We start from the raw sequence: 24,119 nt of genomic DNA, 5'->3' as shown, positions 1-24,119 counted from the left end.
TCATTTCTCTGTCCTCACAGCCAGCGGTTTGCTGACCAGTTCTTGAAAAATAAGGAAAAAGACCCAACATGATTGAGACTAATGTCTCTCGTCGTCAACACGACACATTTCTCCAAGTCGTTCAAAGTTACTACCAGCTAACCAAACCCCGGATTATTCCCCTGCTGTTAATTACTACTGCTGGGAGTATGTGGATAGCCGCCAAAGGTGAGGTAGATCCCTGGTTGTTAATTATCACGATGATTGGTGGGACTTTAGCAGCAGCCAGCGCCCAAACTATTAACTGTATCTATGACCGAGATATAGATTATGATATGGAACGCACGCGCCACCGTCCTATGCCGTCTGGGAAGATACAACCCCGGGATGCTTTAATTTTTGCGATCGCCCTAGCTGTACTTTCTTTTACCCTCCTCACGGTATGCGCCAATCTTCTAGCAGCATTTTTAGCCTTCTCTGGCATCATCTTTTATGTTTTAGTCTATACTCACTGGCTCAAACGTCATAGCACCCAAAATATCGTCATTGGTGGTGCAGCAGGGGCAATTCCCGCTCTAGTCGGTTGGGCAGCAGTAACAGATACTTTAAGCTGGGCAGCTTGGCTAATTTTTGCCATTGTCTTTTTGTGGACTCCTCCACATTTCTGGGCTTTGGCGCTCATGATTCGTGATGATTACGCCAAGGTAGGCATCCCCATGTTACCTGTAGTCGTAGGCGATGAAGCAACCGTCAGGCAAATTTGGTTTTATACGGTAATTACTGTCACAGCGACTATTTTACTGTTTTATCCCTTACACGCCAGTGGCATTGTCTATGCTGTTATTGCCTTGACTTTAGGGGGAGTATTTGTCCATAAATCTTGGCGGTTGTTGCAAAATCCCCAAGATAAAACCATCGCCCGCGAGTTATTTTTGTATTCCATTTCCTACATGATGCTGTTGTGTTTGGCAATGGTGGTAGATAGTTTACCCATTACTCATCATTTAGTGAGTACAGTCCTTCATCAAATGCGCTTGTAGTCATGCTCAGGACATAGATACCAGATCCCCGACTTCTCGAAGAAGTCGGGGATCTATTAATTAAGGGTATTGACGATAATTCTTTGGCATTACGCGGTGGTAAGTAATTGGACAAAAATATTTACAGTCATTGCGAGCGAAGGGAAGCAATCACAACCCTTGGAATTGCTTCATTTCACTTCGTTCCATATGGCTAACGCCACGCTGCGCTAACGCAATGACATTGTGTAATTAATTCTGTCTCACTACTTAGTTTTGGTAGTGAGGATGATCCAGCGATCGCTCCTAATGTCTTAGAATTCACTAATCTGATCTATATCGTCAATGTTCTCACTGCCATTAAATACGGTTATATTCTCAAGAATGAAGATGATGATATTCCTGAAGAATTAAGAAGAATATTGGCAGGTTATAAACAAAAATTTGCTGATCTTGATTATGAGATTGGCAACATCATATCGTTGATTAACGTCTAAAAGGGCTATGAGTATGCAGCAGTCAGCGGGTGCTTGAAAAGGGACATTTAACCTCACTTTAACAAAATTTTGCCTGTAGAAGTGGGGTTCTCTAAACCGAACATTAGCTGACTAGCTGAATACTAGCTTGTTAAATTTAAATAATCTATCACTATATTTTGATACCCAATAGGAATCTCATCAGAAATGGTTGCGCCTAACTGTATTTTGTAAAGTATATTTGGAGAAAATTTCCCTTTGGAAGTACATTCACCGCTGGCAATCAATTTGAAAATTTTTGCTGATTCTATCTCGAGTGGTTGACGATAGTATATTACCGAATCTTGAGTTATGAAGGGAGGAGAACCCATACCAGGTTTTATAATACAAGACAAATCCGAATTTGGTAGCTGCTTGGTTGTATTTACAAACAGATATTTAGTGATTGTTAGCGGTACTATGGCTACAAATAAGTGAAATCCTTTTGGTGTATCCAAAAGGAATGTGTCTCCAAGATTTACGTTATTGTTAGGCATTTAATAAAGCATCCAAGAAGGCTTCTTTTTCTGCTTCTTCGCCGATACCTCGAATTTCGTCATCGTTTTTACCTAGTTGTCTAAGGATTTCTTCAATGTAGATAGGGGCGGATTTTGCTGCTGGCAAAGGAGTTTTCCATTCGGGGAATTCCTGGTGTGTTTTCTCTGCTAATTCAAAACGGTTAAGATGTCCAACAGCCTCATAAACCTCTTGAATAATTCTTAGCTCTACTCTAGAAAGATGGTTAATACCTGGATCAGCTTTAAGTTGAACTTCGTAATTACTAAAATTAGTTGAGATGTACTCAAACCATATATTGTTATCGTCTTTACCTTTGATCAAGTCATAAACATTACTCAAAACTGGACCAAATTTCATGGCTACATAAGAATCACCAGTAATGGGTTGATTTAAACGTTCAAAGGCAATACGATCTGCTGTGTATAATAACTTGACAAGTCCTAAATACTTCATGGAATTCCTGTTCCCGCGAAGTTTCAAGAATAGAGCAGCCGTTTCAACTGCTTTCTCTGGATTGAATTTAAAACGTATAGACATAAGTTCCACCAGAGTCCACTACAATAGTATTATTGTACTATTTGTCTGGAAATAAATAAACAGTATTAGAGCTTATCCATTTTACATAAATTCCGTGTATGTTACATAATTCTCACAAATAATTTTTGATATAACTACCGCTTTGACAATTTACAACAAAACTTGAAAAAATTAGCTCTACTATTAACCACATTTATGAAGATAAAATAGATTTTTTGTCCTGATTTTATATCAAAATATATTCTATTAAAACTTTTATCTATATAAAAAACTTATCATTAAGTCAATTAATTTGACATTGCCACACACTTTATGATATCTAGGTTTATTTGGGACTACTAACAAAAATCGCAACATCAATAGTCTATTGTTTGGATTTAGTCCCCAAAATGCTGGTAATATCACTCTCCTCAGTACACAAACCCCAGGAAAAGTAATTAATAGCTACTCATTAACCGATCAACCTGTGTCATCGTAATTGGATATCTACTATTGTTGATATAGATATCCAAAATTTTAGCCTGTGCTAAAATCAGCATACCGGCACGACGCAGGTGATGGGAAAAATGCCATGTTTGAACGCTTCACAGAAAAAGCCATTAAGGTAATCATGCTGGCCCAAGAAGAGGCCCGCCGTTTAGGTCACAACTTTGTCGGAACTGAGCAGATCCTCTTGGGTCTGATTGGCGAAGGCACAGGAGTAGCCGCCAAGGTGCTGAAATCAATGGGAGTTAATCTCAAAGATGCTCGCATTGAAGTTGAAAAAATCATAGGACGGGGTTCAGGCTTTGTCGCCGTGGAAATTCCGTTTACGCCACGAGCAAAACGGGTTTTAGAACTATCCTTGGAAGAAGCACGCCAATTGGGGCATAACTACATTGGTACCGAGCATCTGCTGTTGGGACTGATCCGCGAAGGGGAAGGTGTCGCAGCCAGGGTGCTAGAAAACCTCGGTGTAGATTTGACCAAGGTGAGAACCCAAGTGATTCGGATGTTGGGAGAAACGGCGGAAGTTACGCCGGGTGGCCCCTCTGGTCGCACTAAAACCCCAACTCTCGATGAGTTTGGATCGAATCTGACCCAAATGGCTATAGATAACAAGCTTGATCCTGTGGTGGGACGCGCCAAGGAAATTGAGCGGGTTATCCAAATTTTGGGTCGCCGGACGAAAAACAATCCCGTGTTGATTGGTGAACCAGGTGTTGGTAAAACCGCCATCGCAGAAGGTTTAGCTTCACGTATCGCTAGTAAGGATATCCCCGATATCTTGGAAGATAAGCGTGTAGTCACTCTCGATATTGGTTTGCTAGTAGCAGGAACTAAATATCGCGGTGAATTTGAAGAACGTCTCAAAAAAATTATGGATGAAATCCGCTCTGCGGGTAATGTCATCCTGGTAATTGACGAAGTTCACACCTTAATTGGTGCAGGTGCAGCCGAAGGGGCGATTGATGCAGCGAATATCCTCAAGCCAGCCTTGGCGCGGGGTGAGTTGCAATGTATCGGTGCGACTACTTTGGATGAGTACCGCAAGCACATTGAACGGGATGCAGCGTTGGAAAGACGCTTCCAGCCTGTAATGGTGGGTGAACCTTCTGTTGATGAAACAATAGAAATTTTATATGGTTTGCGCGATCGCTATGAAGCACACCACAAGCTGAAGATATCCGATGAAGCATTGGTAGCGGCGGCGAAATTGTCTGATCGTTATATTAGCGATCGCTTTTTGCCAGATAAAGCCATTGACTTGATGGATGAAGCGGGTTCACGGGTGCGCTTGATTAACTCCCAACTGCCCCCAGCAGCCAAGGAATTAGACAAGGAACTACGGCAAATCTTAAAAGAAAAAGATGATGCAGTCCGTTCCCAGGACTTTGATCGGGCGGGAGAATTGCGCGATCGGGAAATGGAAATCAAAGCCGAAATCCGCACCATTGCTCAAACCAAGAGTAACGGTGCTAGTGGTGACGGCGTTGAACCTGTAGTTACAGAAGAAGACATTGCTCACATTGTCGCTTCTTGGACAGGTGTACCGGTGAACAAACTTACCGAATCTGAGTCCGAGAAGTTGCTGCACATGGAGGACACCTTACATCAGCGCCTCATCGGTCAAGAAGACGCTGTTAAGGCTGTTTCCAGAGCCATCCGTCGCGCTCGTGTCGGGTTAAAAAATCCGAATCGGCCGATCGCTAGTTTTGTCTTCTCCGGTCCAACTGGGGTAGGTAAAACTGAATTGGCGAAATCCTTGGCTTCCTACTTCTTCGGTTCGGAAGAAGCCATGATTCGCTTAGATATGTCCGAATACATGGAGCGCCACACCGTCAGTAAATTGATCGGTTCACCTCCAGGTTATGTCGGTTACAACGAAGGTGGTCAGTTAACAGAAGCTGTCCGTCGTCGTCCTTACACTGTGGTGTTATTCGATGAAATCGAAAAAGCCCACCCCGATGTCTTCAATATGCTCCTGCAAATTTTGGAAGATGGGCGTTTAACTGACGCAAAAGGTCGTACGGTGGACTTTAAGAACACCTTGCTGATTTTGACTTCCAACATCGGTTCTAAGGTCATTGAAAAAGGTGGTAGCGGTATAGGTTTCGATTTTGCTGAAGATGCTAACGAATCTCAATACAACCGGATTCGTTCTTTGGTGAATGAGGAACTGAAGAATTACTTCCGTCCTGAGTTCCTGAACCGGTTAGATGAAATTATCGTCTTCCGTCAGTTGAACAAGGTTGAAGTTACCCAAATCGCCGAAATCATGCTCAAGGAAGTGTTTGGTAGGTTGACGGAAAAAGGCATTGTCTTAGAAGTCACAGACCGCTTCAAGGATCGCTTGATCACTGAGGGTTACAGTCCTAGCTACGGTGCAAGGCCATTACGTCGGGCAATTATGCGCTTATTGGAAGATAGTTTGGCGGAAGAAATTCTGTCTGGACGCATCAAAGATGGCGATACTGCTCTTGTTGATGTTGATGAAAATGGCATTGTTCAAGTTAGTTCTCAGCAAACACGGGAGTTATTACCCCAAGGTGTTGAGTCTTAGTTAGGTTTTTGTAATTGTAAATTGAACGGTAGAGGATTTCGGTTCTCTACCGTTTTTTTTGTTTTTTCTCACGCAAAGGCGCAGAGGCGCAAAGAGGAGAAGGAGATTTTTGTAGCGGACTTAGAGATTGAAACGAACAGTTCGTTGAGAAACTTCCAGGCGCGGAGAGGGGAAGGAGGTTTTTGTAGGGGACTAGTCATCTTCAACTAACCTCGGATCAGGTACTCCGTAAAGTCGTTCGGCTAGATCTATATCACGTTCATAATTTGGTTCATACCCGTAATACTCAAGCTTTGTTAGTGGTCTTTCATAAAAGTCAGGAAGAAGTTGAGGAAATTAGACAAATAGCACTGAGGGAAGCATATTTAGATGAGGTGCTAAGTGTCTAGTATTTCTATAAACATAGGAGATGTATTTTTAATTGATACACCTCCTAATGGCCAACATTTTTATGTCGCAATTGCAAAAACTTCTGATAAGTAATGGGACAGAATTAATTACACAATTGATTTTTCTGTTTCCTGTTCCCTGCGATGCACTGAGCTTGTCGAAGTGTTCCCTGTTCCCTCTCTCAACTCCCTGTTCCCTCTCTCAACGAGTGAATTTAATTTTGTCCGACTACTTAATAAATATTTATTTGTTAATTTAACAGACAAGAAAAATAACTCTGAAGGAGTTTGTGTTTTAGCACCAGATCCGAGTTTACCAAGTTTTATTAACAAGGAATCTGTTATAGCTTACTATTTTGCTCGTGAGATGGATGCAAATGATCTTGCTATTTGTATAACTTCTGGTAGTCCTATTCCCAAGGATTGTTTATCTGCTGATATTGTATCACAAATTCAACAGGGAGGATTGATTTCTAAGAAGTTGAAGAATAAATATAAAACTGCATTGAAGAATTTTTTAGGAATTGATTAAATTAAACTTAGTAATGGGAAAGGTTTACTTGAAAATCACGAATAATTGGTAATTGATAAAAATGAGGTAAGGTGAATTATAAGTAATACAAAATCTGTGCGTCGTCGTCAACCAGGGAGAATTTTTCCAGAATTTACAATACCACCGGAAGAATTAGCTAGAAGGGAAGCAGCGAAACGAGAGGAGAACATAGTGAACTCAAATTTTCTGAAAATATTGATGAACTGAAACAACAGTTTATCAACCGTCGTGAATTTATGAAATTATCAATAGAGGAACGAAAAAAGATTTTAGCGTCACAATCCGATTTAATGTTAGGGCATTACCAGCATAATTAAGAGTAGTCATGATAAAAGATTAATTAAAAATTAAGAATAATGCTTAACTGATTAGGCATTTGTGAATGGATATGATATACTGGGTCACAGAAAACTGTAAAATCATATAATCCTCAAGTTTTAGATTTAATTAGTAAAAATATAAGGAAGAATAAATATGATCACAAATAGTCACTTAATTTCAGGTGAAACATTTATTGATAAAAATAGCTTGGATATTTATCCAGTCTCTCGTTCCGACGATGAAATTAACGAAAAATATAATAAAGGAGAGATAAGAATTGTAACGGAACAGGCTCGTTATCCAATTGATAGTATAGAAACTATGCTTGACAGTAAAAGGTATATCCTAAATCCTGAATACCAGCGCAGGAAAAGATGGAATTATACTCAGAAATCTCGTTTAATAGAATCATTAATAATGAATGTGCCAATTTCACCTATATTTCTGTATGAAATAGATTATTCTACTTATGAAGTAATAGATGGAGAACAAAGACTAACGGCTATATATGATTTTTATAAAGGAAAATTTAACCTAGAAGGTCTAGAATATTGGCAGGAACTTAATGGACGAAATTATCAAAATTTGCCTGGACAAGTTAGAAGAGGAATAGATAGACGCTATTTATCATCTATTGTCTTATTACAAGAAACAGCTAAAAATGAAAGAGAAGCTGAATATGTAAAACATATAGTTTTTGAAAGATTGAATAGTGGAGGAGATAAATTAACTCCACAAGAAACGAGAAATGCCTTACACAATGGTAAATTCAACCAAGTATGTATAAAACTTGCTCAAAATGACTATTTCCGTAAAATGTGGAAACTACCTTTAGAAAGCGAAGGAGAAGAAAAATTACTTAAAAGTGAATCTTATCGCAAAATGGAAGATGTAGAATTAGTTTTGCGATTCTTTGCTTATCGTCATATAGATAATTTAAAATCTCCTGTGGATAGATTTTTAGATGAATACTTAAAACAAGCAAATAATTATTCAGATGAAACAATTAAATATCTTGAAACCCTGTTTAACGAAACTATTCAGTTGATATATACTATATTAGGAGATTCAGCTTTTATACCTCCAAAAGGAGAGCGTGAGAGAACAAAGCCATTAAAAACTATATATGATCCAATAATGCAGGTGTTTGCAAACAATATTGCTTATAAGGAAAGTTTACTGATAAATAAAGATGCTATTAAAAATAATTTATATTCAGAGCAAGAATCACTAAACATCAAAGAAGAAAATAATAGATTGCTATTTGATGGTAGATACAATAATAAAAAAGATGTGGAAGCACGCATGAGCTATTTTCATAATTTCTTACAGAACTATATTTAATTAATTATTGATAGAAATTATGAATATACAATCATTGGAAAACTTTAAAAGAGAAGTCAATCAAATCAGAGAATATTTAAAACATATTCAATATGTAAATGATGTAGCTGCTTATTTTGTTTTAGAAAGCGATAATGAACAAATCAGAAAATTACTGAATACACTGAAAGAGCATGATAGAAGTTTTAGAACAGATAAGCGAATATTTGAATATAAAGCATCTATTATCTCACTATATGGACTGCTAGAAAAATATGTAGAAATATGGATTAAAGAGTATCTTGATTTTCTATCGACTGTCATACCTGAATATACACAAATACACGAAAAAATCAGAGACAATCATTTTGAACTTTCTTTAAAATTGATAAATACTATTACCAGTAGGGAAAGTGCCAAATATCAGCATCTTACAAAAGAGGAAGTGCTAAAGAAACTTAATAATTGTATAGTCAATCCTACCAAATACCAAATTAATACAGATGCTTTTGTTCTTTTGTCAGGTAATTTAAAACATAACAAAATTGTAGAGTTATTCAACAAGTTAAATTTGGATTTGAATGAGGAATTGTTAAAAAATGAAGAACTTAAAAATGAAATTGGTTTAAACCAAAATACTATTTCTAGAATAGAAAAGGATATTTTGTATAATAAAATAAATGATTTGGTTGAAAGAAGAAACCAAATTGCTCACGGTTCAGAAGAAGTAGATGATATCCTCAGCATATCTGAATTAGAACCTTATATTCAATTTTTAGAGAAATATTGTCAAGCTATTTTTCAGACATTATTTGAACAAGTTATTAAAGAAGAATCCAGACATACTTTTCAGAAAGTAGAAAATGTAATTAAAATTTTTGGCAATAAAGTATTGGCGTTTGAGCTTGAAAATTATACGATAAAAGTTGGAGATATGTTAATTATCCAAGCAAAAGAAGGTAGGTTTTATAAAAAACCTATTTTAACAATTCAATTAGATAATACCGAATATCCTGAACTTATAGTTACAGAAAAAACAAAGATTGCTGCAAGTGTAGATTATAAAATAAAAGATAATCACACATTTTACATAGTGAAAAAATAATGAAATCGCTCTTAGTTAGATTATGGTAGAGAAGTGCGATTGTGCGGAACTCAGTACCAGAAGGCGATAGCGAAGCGCTCCGCAGGAATCGCTGAGATAAGGTCAGTGAAAACACAAGTTTAAGGTTATAGAATATAGAATTAGTCCAGATAGTAGTAGTATTCCACTTTACTATGGGGAGATAAAAATCAATGCAGACAACAAATACCACCCCGCACCAGACCTAGTGAAGAATAACTGGGAATTTACAGAAGTATGGATAGATCCGATGTTATCACCCCCATATATTCTGTTATTGCTTTGCGACAGTGAAGGAAATTGTCAAATTTATGATCCTAAACAAGGTGAGAAGGTTGTATTTTCTAGTCATAATTATGAAGCAGCTAAGTTATGGTTACTAGAAGATGAGTATGAACCAGTTGAGGGTAGGCTTCTAGCTGCGGAATTAGTGTGAGTTAGTTATTTTTTGTTTCACGCAGAGGCGCAGAGGCGCAAAGATGCAAAGAGGAGAAGGAGTGATATATTCGTTATAATGAGTTTTATTGAGGAGTACGGGTCATTCCTACATCTGAGCAGAAAACGCAGTTATTTATTCTGTGTTGTTGGTTAACTAAACTATATTTACCCATAAACTTGGTTCGAGTTGATAAACGTACAGGTAATGTATTTATTCTCGTGGGTGAAGAGAATATGATAGAAATATATCCTAATGGTAAATGGAGGTATGTGGTATGAGTCAGCCTAACTTCCAAGGTATGAGTACAAAGCAATTACGTGCTTATGTTTTATCTCATCGAGATGATCAAGAGGCATTCTACATTTATGTAGATAAATTAAATGCTGAGGCAAATTGGGTGGAAATGCCACCATCAGAATCTGTTGATGATTTGATGAATTTTCCTGAGTTTTTGCAGCGTCTTAGTAATGGTAAAAGATTAATTGAAAGTGAAGAATAACTATTATGATTTTTACTGATGTGGTAGAAGCAATAAAAGGGTTTTCAATTGAAGAAAAGTTACAAATTCAATTGTTATTGCAGCAATATTTAAGAGAAGAACGCCGCGAGGAAATTTATCAAAATTTGCAAGCACCGAAGCGAGAAAAAGAAAATGGTGAACTCACATTTTCTGCCAATATTGATGAATTCAAACAACAGTTTCTCAGCCGTCGTGAACTTATAAAGTTACCTATAGAGGAACGAAAAAAGATTTTAGCGGCACAATCTGATTTAATGTTAGAGCATTACCAGCAAGATAAAGAATGGCAAGAATTACAGACAGGAGACTTAATTGATTACTAATTCTTCTATTCCTAAACGGGGTGATATCTGGTTAACTAATTTTGATCCAACTGTAGGAGCAGAAATTAAAAAAGTAAGACCTGCTATAATTGTTAGTTCTGATGGTGTTGGTAAGTTACCAATTAAATTAATTGCACCAATTACAGATTGGAAGGAATATTATTCTGGCAATATTTGGCACGTTAAAATTGAGGCAAATAACCAGAATAGTTTGTCAAAAGATTCTGCTGTAGATATTTTACAATTGCGCGGCGTGGATGTACAAAGATTAATTCGTAAAATTGGAGAATGTTCGAGTGAAATAATGGAAGAAATCGCTGCGGCTATTGCGGTGGTGGTTGAGTATAATGAATAGTATGGTGCTGAAAGGAGCAAAGACACAAAGAGAAGAGGTAAACAACTTTATATAAATCTCTAGTTATACGTATTTATTATTGGATATAAATAACTTATATGTAAAAAATAAACACATAGATGTCCTACAGTGTGAACAAATACTCTGACAACAGGAGCTAAAGTTCACAGTGAGAAAATTTCTTAATCTGCCAAAAACATGGTATTTTGTGGGATTAATTATGTGGGTAGTACCATTACTATTCTTTAATCATGGGCAAGATAGTCTTATTGCTCACGATGAAACTACTTATGTGGTACGCTCTCGATGGATGCTAGAGTCTGGAGATTGGTTGACTCCCCAATCTTGGTCAGAACTTGCTTATGAAAAAACACCAGGACTTTACTGGATTCTAGCATCTATTTACAAGATATTTGGTATTACTGAGGTAACATCTCGAATACCTTCCCAAGTTGCTTCTATTCTCAGCATTTTCCTAGTTTATAAAATAGCAGAAATGTTTTTAAATAAACGCATAGCTTGGTTAAGTTCTGCAATTTTAGCTGTATCTTTTTTGTGGTTACAAGTAAGTAGATTAGTTGCTCCAGATATTATTACTATTTGTATTGCTCTTTTTGGTATTTTTTGTTTAGTTAAATCTGAGTTAGATCCCAAATATCGTTCTTATTGGGGTTTAGGTACAGGGTTAAGTATTGGATTAGGATTTTTAATTAAGGGTCAATTAATCTTTGTACCATTTATCGGATTACTGCCTTATTTAATTTATCAAAATCGTCGCCATCATCATCTTAATAACTATATCTTATATTTAGGTTTTTTTATCAGTTTTGTACCTGTAATTACATGGTTTTGGTTAAGCTATCAACGTTATGGAGTAATAGTTTTTGAACAATTTTTTCATCTCGTTACAAGACTAGCAACGGAACAACGTAATGGACATTCCCCTTTTTACTATTTATGGAATCTGCCTATTAAATCATTTCCTTGGCCTTTATTTAGTATTTTGGGTGTATTTTTAGTCTGTCGTCGTTCTTTGACTAAGAATATTTTGATATTAGTGATTTGTCCTGTAATTATTTTTCTAGAAATTAGCATAATTTCTACTCGTTTACCTCATTATACCCTCATGCTTTGTCCTTGGATGGCAATTTTATCAGCCATAGCATTAGATTGGTTAGGTGAAATTTATAATCAGCATCGTCAAACAACAAAATATTTTTTCTTACCTCGGAATCTTAGTTATGTATTTGGTAGTTTAGGTGCTGTTGTTTTCATAGCAGGAATAATATTAAATACAGGACTCATACCAATTACAGTAAGTGATGGTACAGATATTAAAAATTATTCATCAATAGGTTATGTGTTAGGATTAGGCTGGTTATTTTTACCAGTAATTTGGGTGGCACGTCATCGTTTTCAGCAAAAATTCCTGACTGCTAATTATTGGTTAGCGGCTTGGTTAGTACCTGCGTGGTTAGCTTTAAGTGTAGCTGGTAGTAATGGTTTGTTAAGTAATTATAGTCCTGATGTAAAATTGTTTGTCCAGCAACCAGAAATTTATACTGTCCTCAAAAATCATACTATTAATTTTGTAGTACAAAAAACAGAAACAATGACGACTGGTGGTGATAAAGCTTTGTTGTTACTCACCTTTGAAACTCTTCATTGGGGAAAAAGATTTCAAAAAGTTGCAGATGTTCCTATCAATAATTATGCTTGGGTTAGTCCTGAACCAGAAGTAGGTTTATTAACCAATGAACGTTTAATTGGTACTTTTCGACAATGGAAATTAATTCAGGTAGTGGAAAAAAAATAACCCAAAGGTATCACTCCTAGTTAATAGTGGAGAAAATGCGTTAGCGAAGCTTACCGAAGGTATCGCTTTTACTCCCTAGAAATATGATTTAACTCCCCAGGTAAAATCACAGGAATTTCTGAACCTAAAAATCCAGACACATCACGAGTTACAATCACATCTACCACTGATTTCATAGCACAAGCATACTGCACAGCATCTTCAAAATCTTGAAAATTTAAAGCTACTGCTATTTCTAAAATATTTTTATCAACTGTGCAAATGTGTAAATCTATGAGAATTTGAGAAATGGCATCTTGAGCAACTTTTACACCTGCTGCTTTACGAATAATATAATAAATATTAGTAATTGTAGTAGCAGCAATAAACCCTATAATCTCACTTGCATCAATTTTTGCAAATAGCTTGACTGCATCTTCTACAAAAGGTTCTCTTTCTAGTAAAAAATCTAAAACCACATTCGTATCAATAAAAACTCGCTTCATTTGTATTTCTCAGTTAGATAAGTGGCATAATCTCCATTAATATTCTCATCATTTGAGATATTTACACTTTTAGCAATACCACGCAGTCGAGATAAATTACCCTTCTTTGATGGTGATATAGTTTCTTGTTGTATTGATTCTAATACAGTTTGTACCAATTGCCAGCGATCGCTCATTGGTAACTGTAATACTTGTTTTTGCAATTCTTGTAATGTCATGAGAAGATATCAAAAATTATCCATTTTAATTATATATGGTTCTTTGGTACTTTTTATGGAGAACCCAGTTCAAAATCATTGAAAGCCTTATTGTATCGGCATTTCATTAAAAATATTGGGCATAATAGGTTATAACCCTTGCCCCGTAAGGGTTTCGCGGTAATCAATCCTCAATTACCATAAAATCTACGCAAGAACCTTATATATAAATTTAACTATATTATCATATTAGGTACGGGTGATCAACTAAATATTATCACCACCACAGCAGATGCAAAAGCTGTGAGAGCCGCTTCTGCTCAAGGTGTGGATTTTCATGTATATATTCATCCACCTTTTCCTTTAACTGGTAATTAATCATGCAAATCACTGTTTCACCACATCTACAAAGTACATAAGTAGGTTGGCGTTGAAAATTGTCGTTATGGCAAGGCAAAAGGCAAGAGGCAAAAGGCAAGAGTGAAGAGGGTTTGGGCGATTTTACGTTTCTTTACACAGTTTGGTTTTATTGTGTTCACCTACTTATAAATTAATTCAAAATGCTTTCCCCAAGGGAATAGAATCACAATCTTATTTACCGCTTTTAGCATTACTTAGTGAGGAAATGTCAGATAGGAATTTAGCTGAAGTTGTAGCTTACTATAGCGGTAAAGATTATAGTGTTGTCCTCAATGATGTATATCGGGTACAGTCAATTGATGTACCCACATCTGAAGCGATCGCTAATTTAAAGGAAAGATTACTTGTGTGTGGTTATAAACAGTGGCTTGAGGAAGGATAAACTGTACTACTAAATCAAGTATAATAAACTAATCACGAAAAAGGATGAAACAAAATGCAAGCCATTCTCCTCAGCAGCGAAGAAGTCGCAAAACGTGCCAAAGAATTATATGAAAATGGCATTCGTCAACAAGTTGAAACCGAGGAAAACATCGGTAAAATGATAATTATTGATATAGAAACAGGTGAATATGCTATTGATAAAACAGGCATAGAATCAGCACATTATTTACGGAATAAAAACAGATTTGCTCGACTTTTTGGTATTCGCATTGGTTATAAAGTTGCTGCCTCCTTTAGTGGAGAAATGGAGCGTGATTATCGGTGATAAATGGCATTATCAAAAATGGACGCGCAACTGTCAATGTTATATTTCGATTACCAGAACAACCAGATTTTACAATTGAATTTGTGATTGATACAGGTTTTACAGAGTTTCTTTCCTTACCTCCAGCAGCCGTGAATCTTTTGGGATTCCCTTTTGTCTATGATATGTACGCAAATTTAGCAGATAATAGCCGTGTGCTTTTACCAGTACATCAGGCTACTATTATTTGGAATGGTGAGGAAAGAGCCGTTAATGTATTAGCCACAGGAAAGCTACCATTATTGGGAACTGGTTTACTTGATGGTTATGAATTATCTATCCAATTCATAGAAAGTGGTTTAGTAACAATTCAAGAATTATAATCGCTTTTAGTTCAACTATACTAGAGATGTGCAATTGTGCGGAACTCAGTAAGTAATTGGACAAAAATATTTACAGTCATTGCGAGCGAAGGGAAGCAATCACAACCCTTGCGATTGCTTTATTTCACTTCGTTCCATATGGCTAACGCAACGCTTACGCAATGACATTGTATAATTAATTCTGTATCACTACTTACCACAGGCGATAGCGAAGCGCTGACCGAAGGTATCGCTCTTTTTTAGCTTTTAGTGGAAGATGTGCGTTAGCGAAGCACTCCGTAGGAATCGCTTTTTGTCAACACCACAGCAGATACAAAAGCCATGATAGCCGCTTCTGCTCGTATGTTCCCAAAACAAAAAAAAACGCCCCCCGTAATTGGAGAGCGTTTTTTATTTAACTAAACCGATTAACCGTTGATTGCAGGAGCGCTTAAAGCAACAGGAGCAACATCAGCAGCAGCCAAGTCTAGGGGGAAGTTGTGAGCGTTGCGCTCGTGCATTACTTCCATACCTAAGTTAGCGCGGTTGATTACGTCAGCCCAAGTAGCGATGACGCGACCTTGAGAATCCATGATGGATTGGTTGAAGTTGAAACCGTTCAAGTTGAACGCCATGGTGCTGATACCCAACGCTGTGAACCAGATACCAATTACAGGCCATGCAGCGAGTAAGAAGTGTAGTTGACGGCTGTTGTTGAAGGAAGCGTATTGGAAAATCAGGCGACCAAAGTAACCGTGAGCAGCTACGATGTTATAGGTTTCTTCTTCTTGACCGAATTTGTAACCGTAGTTTTGTGATTCGTTTTCGGTTGTTTCTTTAACCAAGGAAGAAGTAACCAAAGAACCGTGCATTGCGGAGAACAAGGAACCACCGAAGACACCAGCTACACCTAACATATGGAAGGGGTGCATCAAGATGTTGTGTTCAGCTTGGAACACGATCATGAAGTTGAATGTTCCAGAGATACCTAAAGGCATACCGTCAGAGAATGAACCTTGACCAATTGGGTAGATCAAGAATACTGCGGTTGCTGCTGCTACAGGAGCAGAGAAGGCTAGGCAAATCCAAGGACGCATACCTAAGCGGTAAGAAAGTTCCCATTCACGACCGAGGTAGCAGAATACGCCGATCAGGAAGTGGAATACTACCAACTGGTAAGGACCGCCGTTATACAACCACTCGTCTAAGGAAGCAGCTTCCCAAATTGGGTAGAAGTGTAAACCGATAGCGTTGGAGGAAGGAACTACTGCGCCGGAAATAATGTTGTTTCCGTAGAGTAAAGAACCTGCAACTGGTTCGCGGATACCATCAATGTCAACTGGAGGAGCGGCGATGAATGCAATTACGAAGCAAGCGATCGCAGATAGGAGGGTGGGGATCATGATTACGCCGAACCAGCCGATATATAAACGGTTGTCGGTGCTTGTGATCCACTCACAGAAGCGGCTCCATACGTTAGCACTTTCGCGCTGTTGTAAGGTGGTTGTCATGTGTTTATAATTGCGTTTGAGTTATGTATGTTTTGGTAGGTGTTTCTACCTTATGAATCTATATTAAGCCCTATGTTTCGATTTGTAAAGGGGTTTTCGTAATATTTTTTGATAAATCTAGAAACCTGGGTTATCTTTATGGCTATAACCTAGATATGGCAAGGCTTTCTACTGTTAATATTTTTTATAACAACTTTTAATTTTCTTGTTAAATAGGTAGGTGGAGGAACCTCTGACGAGCGTAGCCATCGCATAACTCACTATAATTGTGACTATTTAGGGAACACCAAAAAATAAATTACCCAATTTTGTGGGATGGGCATACTGCCCGTCCTTGATGATTAGCGGGCAATTCGTCCCGCACCACAAGAAATTTTTGGGTATTTTTTTAATTGGAAGTCCCTTATGGCTTGCTGATAGCGTAGCGTGGCGTTAACCATATAAAGCTAAAACCGTTTATTAATAAAGGTTTCGCGGATTTTTATCACAAAAAAGTGCCAGGTTTTGGCTGATGGTGTCTCAAAATAGGTGCATTTTTCCTTGTCGGATTTGGAAAATTGAGGATATCCATATAGCAATACCTTGTCCATTTTTTGTAGGTCGGGTTAAGCGACAGCGCAACCCGACGCATTTGTTGGGTTATGGCTTCGCCACACTTCGTGAACGTACCTCAACCCAACCTACAAATCAAGACTTTTTTCGATTTGGACAAGGTATTGATATAGCTAAAACTGTTCCCTGCCTTCACCTGCCTTCACGGACAACTTTTATGGCTTACGCCACGCTACGCTATCAGCAAACCCTATTTATTTCTCCACAACAGCTAATTTTAAAGGATACAAAGGCTCAGATCCATTTAACTGCCAAATTCTCAATACCAATACAGCAGCAACAGTTAGCCATACACAAGAAAAAGATAAAATCATTCCCGCTAAAGGAACAGTTTGCCAATAAATCGCTGTCACCACTATAGCCGATAACCAAGGACCTAAAATCACCACAGGAACAGCAGCACCTAATCTCCGTTCTACGGTAAAAATCGTATTCCAAGTATCTCCTAAAGCTAGATGTATAACAAACAGAATTAACGGCAATATCAAAAATTGGTGATTCATTTCCTGCCAAATTAACACCGAAGAAATTACCCGCAAAACCGCAATTATCATCCAAACTATGGGAAATGCTAAAGGTGGAGGAGACCATTTTGGTCTAATTACTTGATCATACGTTGTCCGAGAACGAGTATTATCTAAAAGGGAGAATATCCGGGAACGGATACTTAATAAAGCAAAAAATAATGCGGTCACTAAAGTGCTAAACCAACTAGGAAAAAAAGGATTATTATCAATCAATATTACCAATTTTTCCATTCCCAGCAATACAAGAATCATCACTCCTATTTGTAGGATAGTTCCTAATTTATAAACTAGAACTGCCTTGATATCTAGTTCTTGTGTATCCGCTGCTGATGTATTTAGAGACTGTTCTTGAGTCCCAGTTTTTACACCCATTACTATATTGACAAACTGTTCAAGGATACCACCATTATTGGATTGATTCATAATTAAAAGATAGCGAGTAGTTTGTAGTTGGTCATAATAAGTTATTATATGATATGTATGGAAATTTAGCAGCTAATAGCGGTGTACTTTTATCAGGACATCAAGCCTCCATTATGGGGAATGATGTGGCTTTTGGTAAAAGATGCGCGATTGGGTTATCATTAACTCAAATACTTGATATCATTGTTAATCTAAAATTCTCTTACTCTACCAAATACTAATATGTCATTTGTTCCTTTACATATTCACAGTGATTACAGCTTGCTTGATGGTGCTAGTCAACTACCAGAATTAGTAGATCGAGCGATCGCATTAGGAATGAAAGCGATCGCCCTCACAGATCATGGTGTCATGTATGGCGCAGTTGAACTGATAAAAATCTGCCGCAACAAGAACGTTAAACCAATAATTGGCAACGAAATGTACATTTTAAACGGTGAAATTGACAAACAAGAACGCCGTCCCAAATATCATCAAGTCGTATTAGCTAAAAATACCAAAGGTTATAAAAACTTAGTTAAATTAACCACAATTTCTCACCTTCAAGGTGTCCAAGGTAAAGGCATTTTTTCCCGTCCTTGTATTAATAAAGATTTACTCAAACAATATCGGGAAGGTTTAATAGTTACTAGTGCTTGTTTAGGTGGAGAAATTCCCCAAGCAATTATGAGTAATCGTCCAGATGCAGCCAGAAAAGTTGCTAAATGGTATAAAGATGTATTTGGCGAAGATTTTTATTTAGAAATTCAAGATCATGGTTCTCAAGAAGACCGAATTGTGAATGTAGAAATAGTCAAAATTGCCAGAGAATTAGGAATTAAATTCATCGCCACCAACGACTCCCATTTTATCTCCTGTTTTGATGTAGAATCCCACGATGCCTTGTTATGTATTCAAACCGGGAAACTCATTAGCGAAGATAAAAGAATGCGGTATAGCGGCACAGAATACCTCAAATCATCTGAGGAAATGCACCAATTATTCCGTGACCATTTGCCCGATGATATCATTGCTGAAGCCATAGCGACGACCGAAGAAATTGCCGATAAAGTCGAACCTTATCACATCATGGGTGATCCCCAAATTCCCACACCCACAATCCCTTCAGGACATACAGCAGATACTTATGCAGAAGAAGTTGCATGGCTGGGACTTTTAGAAAGATTAAATCGCAAATCTCGCCACGAAGTAGATCAAGTCTATAAAGAAAGATTGGAATATGAATTAAAAATGATTCAACAAATGGGATTTTCTACCTACTTTTTAGTAGTGTGGGACTACATCAAATTTGCGCGAGATAATAATATTCCCGTTGGTCCAGGACGAGGTTCTGCGGCAGGTTCATTAGTAGCTTATGCCATGAAAATTACGAATATTGACCCCGTTCATCATGGCTTATTATTTGAAAGATTTCTCAATCCTGAACGGAAATCAATGCCAGATATTGATACAGATTTCTGCATTGATAAACGAGATCAAGTAATTGATTATGTAACTGAAAAATATGGTGTTGATAGAGTTGCTCAAATTATTACTTTTAACCGTCTCACATCCAAAGCAGTCTTAAAAGATGTTGCTAGAGTATTAGATATTCCCTACGGGGATTCTGACAAAATGGCAAAAATGATTCCTGTAGTTCGGGGTAAACCTACTAAACTAAAAGTGATGATTTCCGCTGAAACTCCCGAACCAGAATTTAAAGCCAAATATGATAATGATCCCACTGTCCGGCGCTGGATTGATATGGCTATGCGAATTGAAGGAACTAACAAAACCTTCGGTGTTCATGCTGCTGGTGTAGTTATCTCCGCAGAACCATTAGACGAACTTGTTCCTCTACAACGTAATAATGACGGTTCTGTAATTACCCAATATTTCATGGAAGATTTAGAATCATTGGGATTATTAAAAATGGACTTTTTGGGTTTGCGGAACTTAACCCTAATTCAAAAAACCATTGATTTAATTGAACAAAGTAAAGGATACCGAATTGATCCTGATGAAATTACAGGACAAGAAAGAAAAGCACAAAAAATATTAGCCAAAGGTGATCATACTAACTTACCAAAAGATGTTGCTAAAGCTTATTCACTATTAGAAGCTGGTGATTTAGAAGGAATATTTCAATTAGAATCTTCAGGAATGAAACAAATAGTCCGAGATTTGAAACCTTCAAACATTGAAGATATTTCTTCCATTTTAGCATTGTATCGTCCAGGTCCATTAGATGCCGGATTAATTCCTAAATTTATTAATCGTAAACATGGACGAGAAGAAATTGAATATGATACTCAAATTTTAGAACCAATCTTAAATGAAACCTACGGAATCATGGTTTATCAAGAGCAAATTATGAAAATTGCTCAAGATATGGCTGGTTATAGTTTAGGACAAGCTGATTTACTTCGTCGCGCTATGGGTAAAAAGAAAGTATCAGAAATGGAGAAACAAAAACAAAATTTTATTGATGGTTCTGCAAAAAATGGTGTAGTACCCCAAGTTTCTGAACATTTATTTGGGGATATGTTGAAGTTTGCTGAATATTGTTTAAGTTACGACACAGAAATTTTAACTGTTGAATATGGTTTTTTACAAATTGGGGAAATTGTTGAAAAACAGATTGAATGTAAAGTTTATACTGTTGATAGTAATGGAATACTTTATACTCAGTCAATTGCCCAATGGCATAATCGGGGACAACAGGAAGTTTATGAATATTTATTAGAAAATGGGGCAATTATTCGCGCGACAAAAGATCATAAGTTTATGACTGAAGAAGGGCAAATGTTACCAATTGATGAGATTTTTTCTCAAGGGTTGGATTTGTTACAAGTTGGTGTGAGTGAATAAAGACATAAATTTATTTCACGCAGAGGCGCAGAGTCACAGAGAGTAAGAGATTTGGCGAGTAGGGGCGGGGTCTACCCGCCCTAAATTGTATTATTAATAGCTTATGAAAATTAAATGTAAAATTACCTAAGTCTGCTTTTTAAGAGCGTTTATCATCTATGTCAAGCCTACACTGACTTATGGAGTACAGTGTAGGAATATGTCACGCATTCTGGGGAGCAGGTATACTATCGGCTGTCGCTTCTGAGCGAGGAAAAGTTGGTAAATCAATACCACCATGATTTGTGTAGCGGTTTTTGAGCGCTAAACGGTAACTTACACTTTGCAATTCGGCTTGCAATTGGCGATTTTCTCGTTGTAGTATTGTTACTTTGTCTCGTACTGGTGTCATGCGTTCCTCAAACTTACGACGGTAAATTTGGGGCAATTCTTGTACTACTTGCTCTAACATTCGACTACGATCAGTTAGTTCTTGTACAGACTGACGTAATTGATATATCTCTGTATCACGATTTGTAATTTGCTCTTGGTAGAACGTTACCTGCTGTTCTACAGCTTGGATTTGATCTCTTAAAGCTTGCAATTGACTGGAATCTATCTCTGGCTCAGATTTTGGCGGTGTAAAGTTAGTATTACCCTTGACTAGCCGAAATAGTTCTTGTGATAACTGTTGAACTAATTGATCACGCAGTTGCAAGTCTTGGCGCAACTGGGATATTTCCGTAGACAGTTCTTGGATGTTTGGTATATCAGATTGGCTCACGGCAGTTAAAGCTCTTACTTAATATATATACAGTTATACTTGATTTTTGACTTGCGCCGATTGTATCACATACTGAGCAATTTGATTAAAATAATTTAGAAATTTCTATAATATACTCAAAACGATTTGATTGTTTGATTCTAAAGTAGGGGTAAAGCAAAAGCTCATTGGTGTCAACTTAACGTGAAAGCCTTGTAAAATATCAGTTTCACCCTTTCTCGTTCCCATACTCTGTATGGGAATGAATTCTAGAAGGCTCTGCCTTCTATGAAAACAGAGGCAGAGCCTCTGTAATAGCATTCCCAGTCAGAGACTGGGAACGAGATATCATCAGGATTTGAGCTTAAGTTGACACCATTAAGCTTTTGCTTTACCCCTACACATCTAGGTTCTTTGTCACTTTGCAAAAGTTTATATCCCACTCGTGTTTAGTGTACAAGTAGTTGCTTGGATCTAAAATATTTATAGAATTATTAATTAAGACTTGCCGACTCCTGACTCCTGACTCCTCCTGACTCCTTGATGTCGCAGCATGACGCAAGCCATACTGCTGAAATCCTAACTCATCACTTGGGAAAACGCGGTTATTAAGCTGCTACAACTTCTTCTGCTGGTTTTTCTTGGTGAACTTCTTGCTTGACGGTCATATAACGAATTACTTCTTCGCTCAATCGCATCGCACGTTCCATGATAGCGATTACTGTTCCCGGACCTGTGTAGTTGAGTTGAATATAAACGCCATCACGATGTCTTTGAATTTCATAAGCTAGACGACGTTTGCCACGGTTTTGAATTTCAATATTCTCAGCGCCGTGTTCACGAATGAGGTTTTCGTATTTAGCAATTTGTTGTACTACCTGTTCATCTCCCAAGTCAGGACGCAGGATGTACATGGTTTCGTAAACTGTGGTCATGTTTTTTAAATTTACCTTTTGGACAAAATGGCTGAAGAGGTGTTAATTCACACAAACATTGCTGTGAGCGATAATTTTATTGATCAACATCTCAAGCAACAAGGAATTTTGACAATTTTTTAGCCATTCTACACTAACACAATTTTTAGCAGGATTTGTCTACTGGTTAATAGGTTGTTAATTAAATTCATCAGGTCTTCCATATTTATCTTATAATTTGACAAGTTTTCAATGGCAATCATTAACCACATTCTGCATAAAAGAAGCATATTTAAGGATATTTGTCAAACTTATGGCGCAGCGATATGTGCGAGTTCAAAGTCAAGAAGGGAAAATTCACTATGGGTTGCTCCAGCTTACTCAGAATGTGGAGGTGCTAGATGCTCCACCTTGGTTGGATGGTCAACCTACGGATTTAATCCTGCCATCCAATTCTTACATGATTCTAGCGCCCTGTGCGCCTTCAAAAATTGTGGGTGTGGGCAAGAATTATGCTGATCATGCGGCGGAAATGGGGACTCCTGTACCTGCTGAACCGCTAATTTTTTTCAAACCGCCTACGTCTGTAATTGCGTCGGAAAAAGAAATTAAGTACCCTCATCAGTCTCAACGGGTAGACTATGAAGGAGAATTGGCTTTGGTGATTGGCGATCGCACCTGTGATTGTACCCCAGCCCAAGCCCAAAGTAAAATTTGGGGTTATACCATTGCCAATGATGTCACAGCCAGGGATTTACAGAAAAAAGACCCCCAATGGACTAGAGCCAAAGGTTTTGATACTTTTTGTCCTTTGGGTCCTTGGATTGTCCGAGAATTAAACCCAGGTGCGAGATTACAAACGTTTTTGAATGATAATCCCCACCCAGTTCAGTCCACTTGTATTGATCAAATGGTATTTCCCCCAGATTTTTTGGTGTCTTATATCAGTCAAGTAATGACCTTATTACCTGGGGACATAGTATTAACTGGTACACCAATGGGGGTAGGGGATTTGCAAATAGGCGATCGCATCCGTGTGGAAATCGAAGGAATTGGTCGCCTAGAAAACACAGTTGTGGGGCGTTAGCGTACCTGCATATGTACTGCATCGGAAATCGCGGGAATTTCCGCATACTTCCCCATTAAAGACTGAGCAACGGAATAAACAACGGCTGCTAATATTCCCATAAAAATAGTTGTAAACAGTGTTTGCATAGCAAATCCACTACCAGGAACTAATTTCACAATATCAGTCAAGATGCTACATAAAAAGATCACAATATCTAAAATGATGGCTTGCATCGTGTTAAAACGAATAAAATGATGAATTTTCTCGTTTCTGACCACCAACAACCACAAAGCAAAGAAAATAATCATCCCCGCAAAGCGGACACCATAGTAAATTCTTAACAGTGGGAACAGAGGTAAAAATATCAGTTTTAAAAGGGGAAAATCATTCATTAAAAACTGACCAAAAGCAAATACCTCAATTAAAGGCAGCAAATAAGGTAAACAAGCGAAAATTCGCTCAGGGAAAGTTGTAGACCCGCGCCAAGACATTTTGTGTTCTCCTGTGGCTAAATTTCAACAGCTATTGAGCTTAGGATAACGCAG

General features: G+C 37.5%; 28 protein-coding genes and 1 pseudogene. 20 read left to right on the top strand and 9 right to left on the bottom strand.

Annotated elements, in window-relative coordinates:
- Positions 1-68 precede the first annotated feature (68 nt).
- Positions 69-1,019 carry a heme o synthase gene (locus tag AA650_RS21905; protein ID WP_039200418.1) on the top strand — a complete coding sequence of 317 codons (951 nt, stop codon included), beginning with the start codon at positions 69-71 and terminating at the stop codon, positions 1,017-1,019.
- A 598-nt stretch (positions 1,020-1,617) separates the two neighbouring features.
- Here the strand turns inward: AA650_RS21905 and AA650_RS21900 are convergent.
- Entirely contained in the window at positions 1,618-2,010 is a 393-nt protein-coding gene (locus tag AA650_RS21900) for a hypothetical protein (protein WP_053540647.1), read from the bottom strand.
- A complete protein-coding gene (locus AA650_RS21895) occupies positions 2,003-2,569 on the bottom strand; it encodes a Panacea domain-containing protein (RefSeq protein ID WP_053540646.1) in 567 nt (188 codons plus the stop codon). Before AA650_RS21895 ends, AA650_RS21900 begins: the two co-directional genes overlap by 8 nt.
- Positions 2,570-3,140: 571 nt before the next feature.
- Here AA650_RS21895 and AA650_RS21890 point away from each other — a divergent pair.
- The 12 genes and pseudogenes from AA650_RS21890 to AA650_RS21850 all read left to right on the top strand — a co-directional run bounded on the left by AA650_RS21890 (position 3,141) and on the right by AA650_RS21850 (position 12,774).
- The gene (locus AA650_RS21890; protein ID WP_053540645.1) at positions 3,141-5,612 is read left to right on the top strand and encodes an ATP-dependent Clp protease ATP-binding subunit; all 2,472 of its coding nucleotides are present in this window, start codon (positions 3,141-3,143) and stop codon (positions 5,610-5,612) included.
- Positions 5,613-5,878: 266 nt separating this feature from the next.
- Positions 5,879-6,001, top strand: a complete 123-nt coding sequence (locus AA650_RS29185; protein WP_257720883.1) for a hypothetical protein — start codon at positions 5,879-5,881, stop codon at positions 5,999-6,001.
- 163 nt (positions 6,002-6,164) lie between these two features.
- Positions 6,165-6,533: a hypothetical protein gene (locus AA650_RS21885; RefSeq protein ID WP_053540644.1), complete on the top strand. Its 369-nt coding sequence runs from the start codon at positions 6,165-6,167 to the stop codon at positions 6,531-6,533.
- 495 nt (positions 6,534-7,028) lie between these two features.
- A complete protein-coding gene (locus AA650_RS21880; RefSeq protein WP_053540643.1) occupies positions 7,029-8,219 on the top strand; it encodes a DUF262 domain-containing protein in 1,191 nt (396 codons plus the stop codon).
- Between the two features lie 19 nt (positions 8,220-8,238).
- Positions 8,239-9,303 (top strand): MAE_28990/MAE_18760 family HEPN-like nuclease, encoded by a 1,065-nt coding sequence (locus AA650_RS21875; RefSeq protein ID WP_053540642.1) that lies wholly within the window; start codon positions 8,239-8,241, stop codon positions 9,301-9,303.
- 127 nt (positions 9,304-9,430) lie between these two features.
- Positions 9,431-9,478, top strand: a pseudogene (locus AA650_RS29520) (hypothetical protein); the annotation flags it as partial.
- Positions 9,479-9,529: 51 nt separating this feature from the next.
- Positions 9,530-9,757 carry a hypothetical protein gene (locus AA650_RS21870; RefSeq protein ID WP_053540641.1) on the top strand — a complete coding sequence of 76 codons (228 nt, stop codon included), beginning with the start codon at positions 9,530-9,532 and terminating at the stop codon, positions 9,755-9,757.
- Between the two features lie 104 nt (positions 9,758-9,861).
- The gene (locus AA650_RS29515) at positions 9,862-10,038 is read left to right on the top strand and encodes a DUF6888 family protein (protein WP_442853969.1); all 177 of its coding nucleotides are present in this window, start codon (positions 9,862-9,864) and stop codon (positions 10,036-10,038) included.
- Complete coding sequence (locus AA650_RS21865) at positions 10,035-10,259, top strand: DUF6887 family protein (protein WP_027404736.1); 225 nt, start codon at positions 10,035-10,037, stop codon at positions 10,257-10,259. The genes AA650_RS29515 and AA650_RS21865 overlap by 4 nt, the downstream gene beginning before the upstream one ends.
- A gap of 5 nt (positions 10,260-10,264) precedes the next feature.
- Positions 10,265-10,603 carry a hypothetical protein gene (locus tag AA650_RS28865; protein ID WP_234413240.1) on the top strand — a complete coding sequence of 113 codons (339 nt, stop codon included), beginning with the start codon at positions 10,265-10,267 and terminating at the stop codon, positions 10,601-10,603.
- On the top strand, positions 10,593-10,958 hold the full coding sequence (locus AA650_RS21855) for a type II toxin-antitoxin system PemK/MazF family toxin (protein WP_053540640.1): 366 nt from the start codon (positions 10,593-10,595) through the stop codon (positions 10,956-10,958). Before AA650_RS28865 ends, AA650_RS21855 begins: the two co-directional genes overlap by 11 nt.
- A 169-nt stretch (positions 10,959-11,127) precedes the next feature.
- Positions 11,128-12,774: an ArnT family glycosyltransferase gene (locus AA650_RS21850; protein ID WP_199924323.1), complete on the top strand. Its 1,647-nt coding sequence runs from the start codon at positions 11,128-11,130 to the stop codon at positions 12,772-12,774.
- 68 nt (positions 12,775-12,842) lie between these two features.
- Here AA650_RS21850 and AA650_RS21845 read toward each other — a convergent pair whose 3' ends face one another.
- Positions 12,843-13,259: a type II toxin-antitoxin system VapC family toxin gene (locus tag AA650_RS21845; RefSeq protein ID WP_053540638.1), complete on the bottom strand. Its 417-nt coding sequence runs from the start codon at positions 13,257-13,259 to the stop codon at positions 12,843-12,845.
- Positions 13,256-13,477: a hypothetical protein gene (locus AA650_RS21840; protein ID WP_053540637.1), complete on the bottom strand. Its 222-nt coding sequence runs from the start codon at positions 13,475-13,477 to the stop codon at positions 13,256-13,258. The genes AA650_RS21845 and AA650_RS21840 overlap by 4 nt, the downstream gene beginning before the upstream one ends.
- 201 nt (positions 13,478-13,678) lie before the next feature.
- Here AA650_RS21840 and AA650_RS29180 point away from each other — a divergent pair, with 201 nt between their 5' ends.
- From AA650_RS29180 to AA650_RS21825, 4 genes are all read left to right on the top strand, one after another.
- Entirely contained in the window at positions 13,679-13,834 is a 156-nt protein-coding gene (locus AA650_RS29180) for a DUF1308 domain-containing protein (protein ID WP_335337453.1), read from the top strand.
- Positions 13,835-13,976: 142 nt separating this feature from the next.
- The gene (locus AA650_RS21835) at positions 13,977-14,258 is read left to right on the top strand and encodes a DUF3349 domain-containing protein (RefSeq protein WP_053540636.1); all 282 of its coding nucleotides are present in this window, start codon (positions 13,977-13,979) and stop codon (positions 14,256-14,258) included.
- A gap of 54 nt (positions 14,259-14,312) precedes the next feature.
- Positions 14,313-14,585, top strand: coding sequence for a hypothetical protein (locus AA650_RS21830; protein ID WP_039200436.1), 273 nt, complete (start codon positions 14,313-14,315; stop codon positions 14,583-14,585).
- A complete protein-coding gene (locus tag AA650_RS21825; protein WP_039200438.1) occupies positions 14,582-14,947 on the top strand; it encodes a clan AA aspartic protease in 366 nt (121 codons plus the stop codon). The genes AA650_RS21830 and AA650_RS21825 overlap by 4 nt, the downstream gene beginning before the upstream one ends.
- A 407-nt stretch (positions 14,948-15,354) precedes the next feature.
- On the opposite strand, the gene psbA is transcribed toward AA650_RS21825, so the two are convergent.
- Positions 15,355-16,437, bottom strand: coding sequence for a photosystem II q(b) protein (psbA, locus tag AA650_RS21820; RefSeq protein WP_053540635.1), 1,083 nt, complete (start codon positions 16,435-16,437; stop codon positions 15,355-15,357).
- 806 nt (positions 16,438-17,243) lie between these two features.
- Complete coding sequence (locus AA650_RS21815) at positions 17,244-17,999, bottom strand: TspO/MBR family protein (RefSeq protein WP_039202975.1); 756 nt, start codon at positions 17,997-17,999, stop codon at positions 17,244-17,246.
- Positions 18,000-18,052: 53 nt separating this feature from the next.
- On the opposite strand from AA650_RS21815, the gene AA650_RS28335 reads away from it, so the two are divergent.
- The gene (locus AA650_RS28335; RefSeq protein ID WP_160290005.1) at positions 18,053-18,220 is read left to right on the top strand and encodes a hypothetical protein; all 168 of its coding nucleotides are present in this window, start codon (positions 18,053-18,055) and stop codon (positions 18,218-18,220) included.
- A 1-nt stretch (position 18,221) separates the two neighbouring features.
- On the top strand, positions 18,222-20,849 hold the full coding sequence (locus AA650_RS21810; RefSeq protein ID WP_053540634.1) for a trans-splicing intein-formed DNA polymerase III subunit alpha N-terminal partner DnaE-N: 2,628 nt from the start codon (positions 18,222-18,224) through the stop codon (positions 20,847-20,849).
- 202 nt (positions 20,850-21,051) lie between these two features.
- Here the strand turns inward: AA650_RS21810 and AA650_RS21805 are convergent, their stop codons facing one another.
- Positions 21,052-21,612 (bottom strand): Npun_F5560 family protein, encoded by a 561-nt coding sequence (locus AA650_RS21805; RefSeq protein WP_053540633.1) that lies wholly within the window; start codon positions 21,610-21,612, stop codon positions 21,052-21,054.
- Positions 21,613-22,199: 587 nt separating this feature from the next.
- Positions 22,200-22,526 (bottom strand): 30S ribosomal protein S6, encoded by a 327-nt coding sequence (rpsF, locus tag AA650_RS21800; RefSeq protein ID WP_027404731.1) that lies wholly within the window; start codon positions 22,524-22,526, stop codon positions 22,200-22,202.
- A 292-nt stretch (positions 22,527-22,818) separates the two neighbouring features.
- Here rpsF and AA650_RS21795 point away from each other — a divergent pair, with 292 nt between their 5' ends.
- On the top strand, positions 22,819-23,592 hold the full coding sequence (locus AA650_RS21795; protein ID WP_053540632.1) for a fumarylacetoacetate hydrolase family protein: 774 nt from the start codon (positions 22,819-22,821) through the stop codon (positions 23,590-23,592).
- Here the strand turns inward: AA650_RS21795 and AA650_RS21790 are convergent.
- Complete coding sequence (locus AA650_RS21790) at positions 23,589-24,065, bottom strand: Tic20 family protein (protein WP_039205054.1); 477 nt, start codon at positions 24,063-24,065, stop codon at positions 23,589-23,591. The genes AA650_RS21795 and AA650_RS21790 overlap by 4 nt on opposite strands.
- Between the last annotated feature and the right edge of the window lie 54 nt (positions 24,066-24,119).

Source organism: Anabaena sp. WA102 (assembly GCF_001277295.1).
GTDB classification, from domain to species: Bacteria; Cyanobacteriota; Cyanobacteriia; order Cyanobacteriales; family Nostocaceae; genus Dolichospermum; species Dolichospermum heterosporum.
This window is presented reverse-complemented; position numbering and strand designations above follow the sequence as displayed.

Coding starts and splice junctions, on each gene's coding strand:
- AA650_RS21810 (WP_053540634.1), top strand. CDS start 18,222: ATGTCATTTGTTCCTTTACATATTCACAGTGATTACAGCTTGCTTGAT.
- psbA (WP_053540635.1), bottom strand. CDS start 16,437: ATGACAACCACCTTACAACAGCGCGAAAGTGCTAACGTATGGAGCCGC.
- rpsF (WP_027404731.1), bottom strand. CDS start 22,526: ATGACCACAGTTTACGAAACCATGTACATCCTGCGTCCTGACTTGGGA.
- AA650_RS21840 (WP_053540637.1), bottom strand. CDS start 13,477: ATGACATTACAAGAATTGCAAAAACAAGTATTACAGTTACCAATGAGC.
- AA650_RS21845 (WP_053540638.1), bottom strand. CDS start 13,259: ATGAAGCGAGTTTTTATTGATACGAATGTGGTTTTAGATTTTTTACTA.
- AA650_RS21875 (WP_053540642.1), top strand. CDS start 8,239: ATGAATATACAATCATTGGAAAACTTTAAAAGAGAAGTCAATCAAATC.
- AA650_RS28865 (WP_234413240.1), top strand. CDS start 10,265: ATGATTTTTACTGATGTGGTAGAAGCAATAAAAGGGTTTTCAATTGAA.
- AA650_RS21815 (WP_039202975.1), bottom strand. CDS start 17,999: ATGAATCAATCCAATAATGGTGGTATCCTTGAACAGTTTGTCAATATA.
- AA650_RS21880 (WP_053540643.1), top strand. CDS start 7,029: ATGATCACAAATAGTCACTTAATTTCAGGTGAAACATTTATTGATAAA.
- AA650_RS21795 (WP_053540632.1), top strand. CDS start 22,819: ATGGCGCAGCGATATGTGCGAGTTCAAAGTCAAGAAGGGAAAATTCAC.
- AA650_RS21890 (WP_053540645.1), top strand. CDS start 3,141: ATGTTTGAACGCTTCACAGAAAAAGCCATTAAGGTAATCATGCTGGCC.
- AA650_RS21905 (WP_039200418.1), top strand. CDS start 69: ATGATTGAGACTAATGTCTCTCGTCGTCAACACGACACATTTCTCCAA.
- AA650_RS21830 (WP_039200436.1), top strand. CDS start 14,313: ATGCAAGCCATTCTCCTCAGCAGCGAAGAAGTCGCAAAACGTGCCAAA.
- AA650_RS21790 (WP_039205054.1), bottom strand. CDS start 24,065: ATGTCTTGGCGCGGGTCTACAACTTTCCCTGAGCGAATTTTCGCTTGT.
- AA650_RS28335 (WP_160290005.1), top strand. CDS start 18,053: ATGTATGGAAATTTAGCAGCTAATAGCGGTGTACTTTTATCAGGACAT.
- AA650_RS21900 (WP_053540647.1), bottom strand. CDS start 2,010: ATGCCTAACAATAACGTAAATCTTGGAGACACATTCCTTTTGGATACA.
- AA650_RS21895 (WP_053540646.1), bottom strand. CDS start 2,569: ATGTCTATACGTTTTAAATTCAATCCAGAGAAAGCAGTTGAAACGGCT.
- AA650_RS21865 (WP_027404736.1), top strand. CDS start 10,035: ATGAGTCAGCCTAACTTCCAAGGTATGAGTACAAAGCAATTACGTGCT.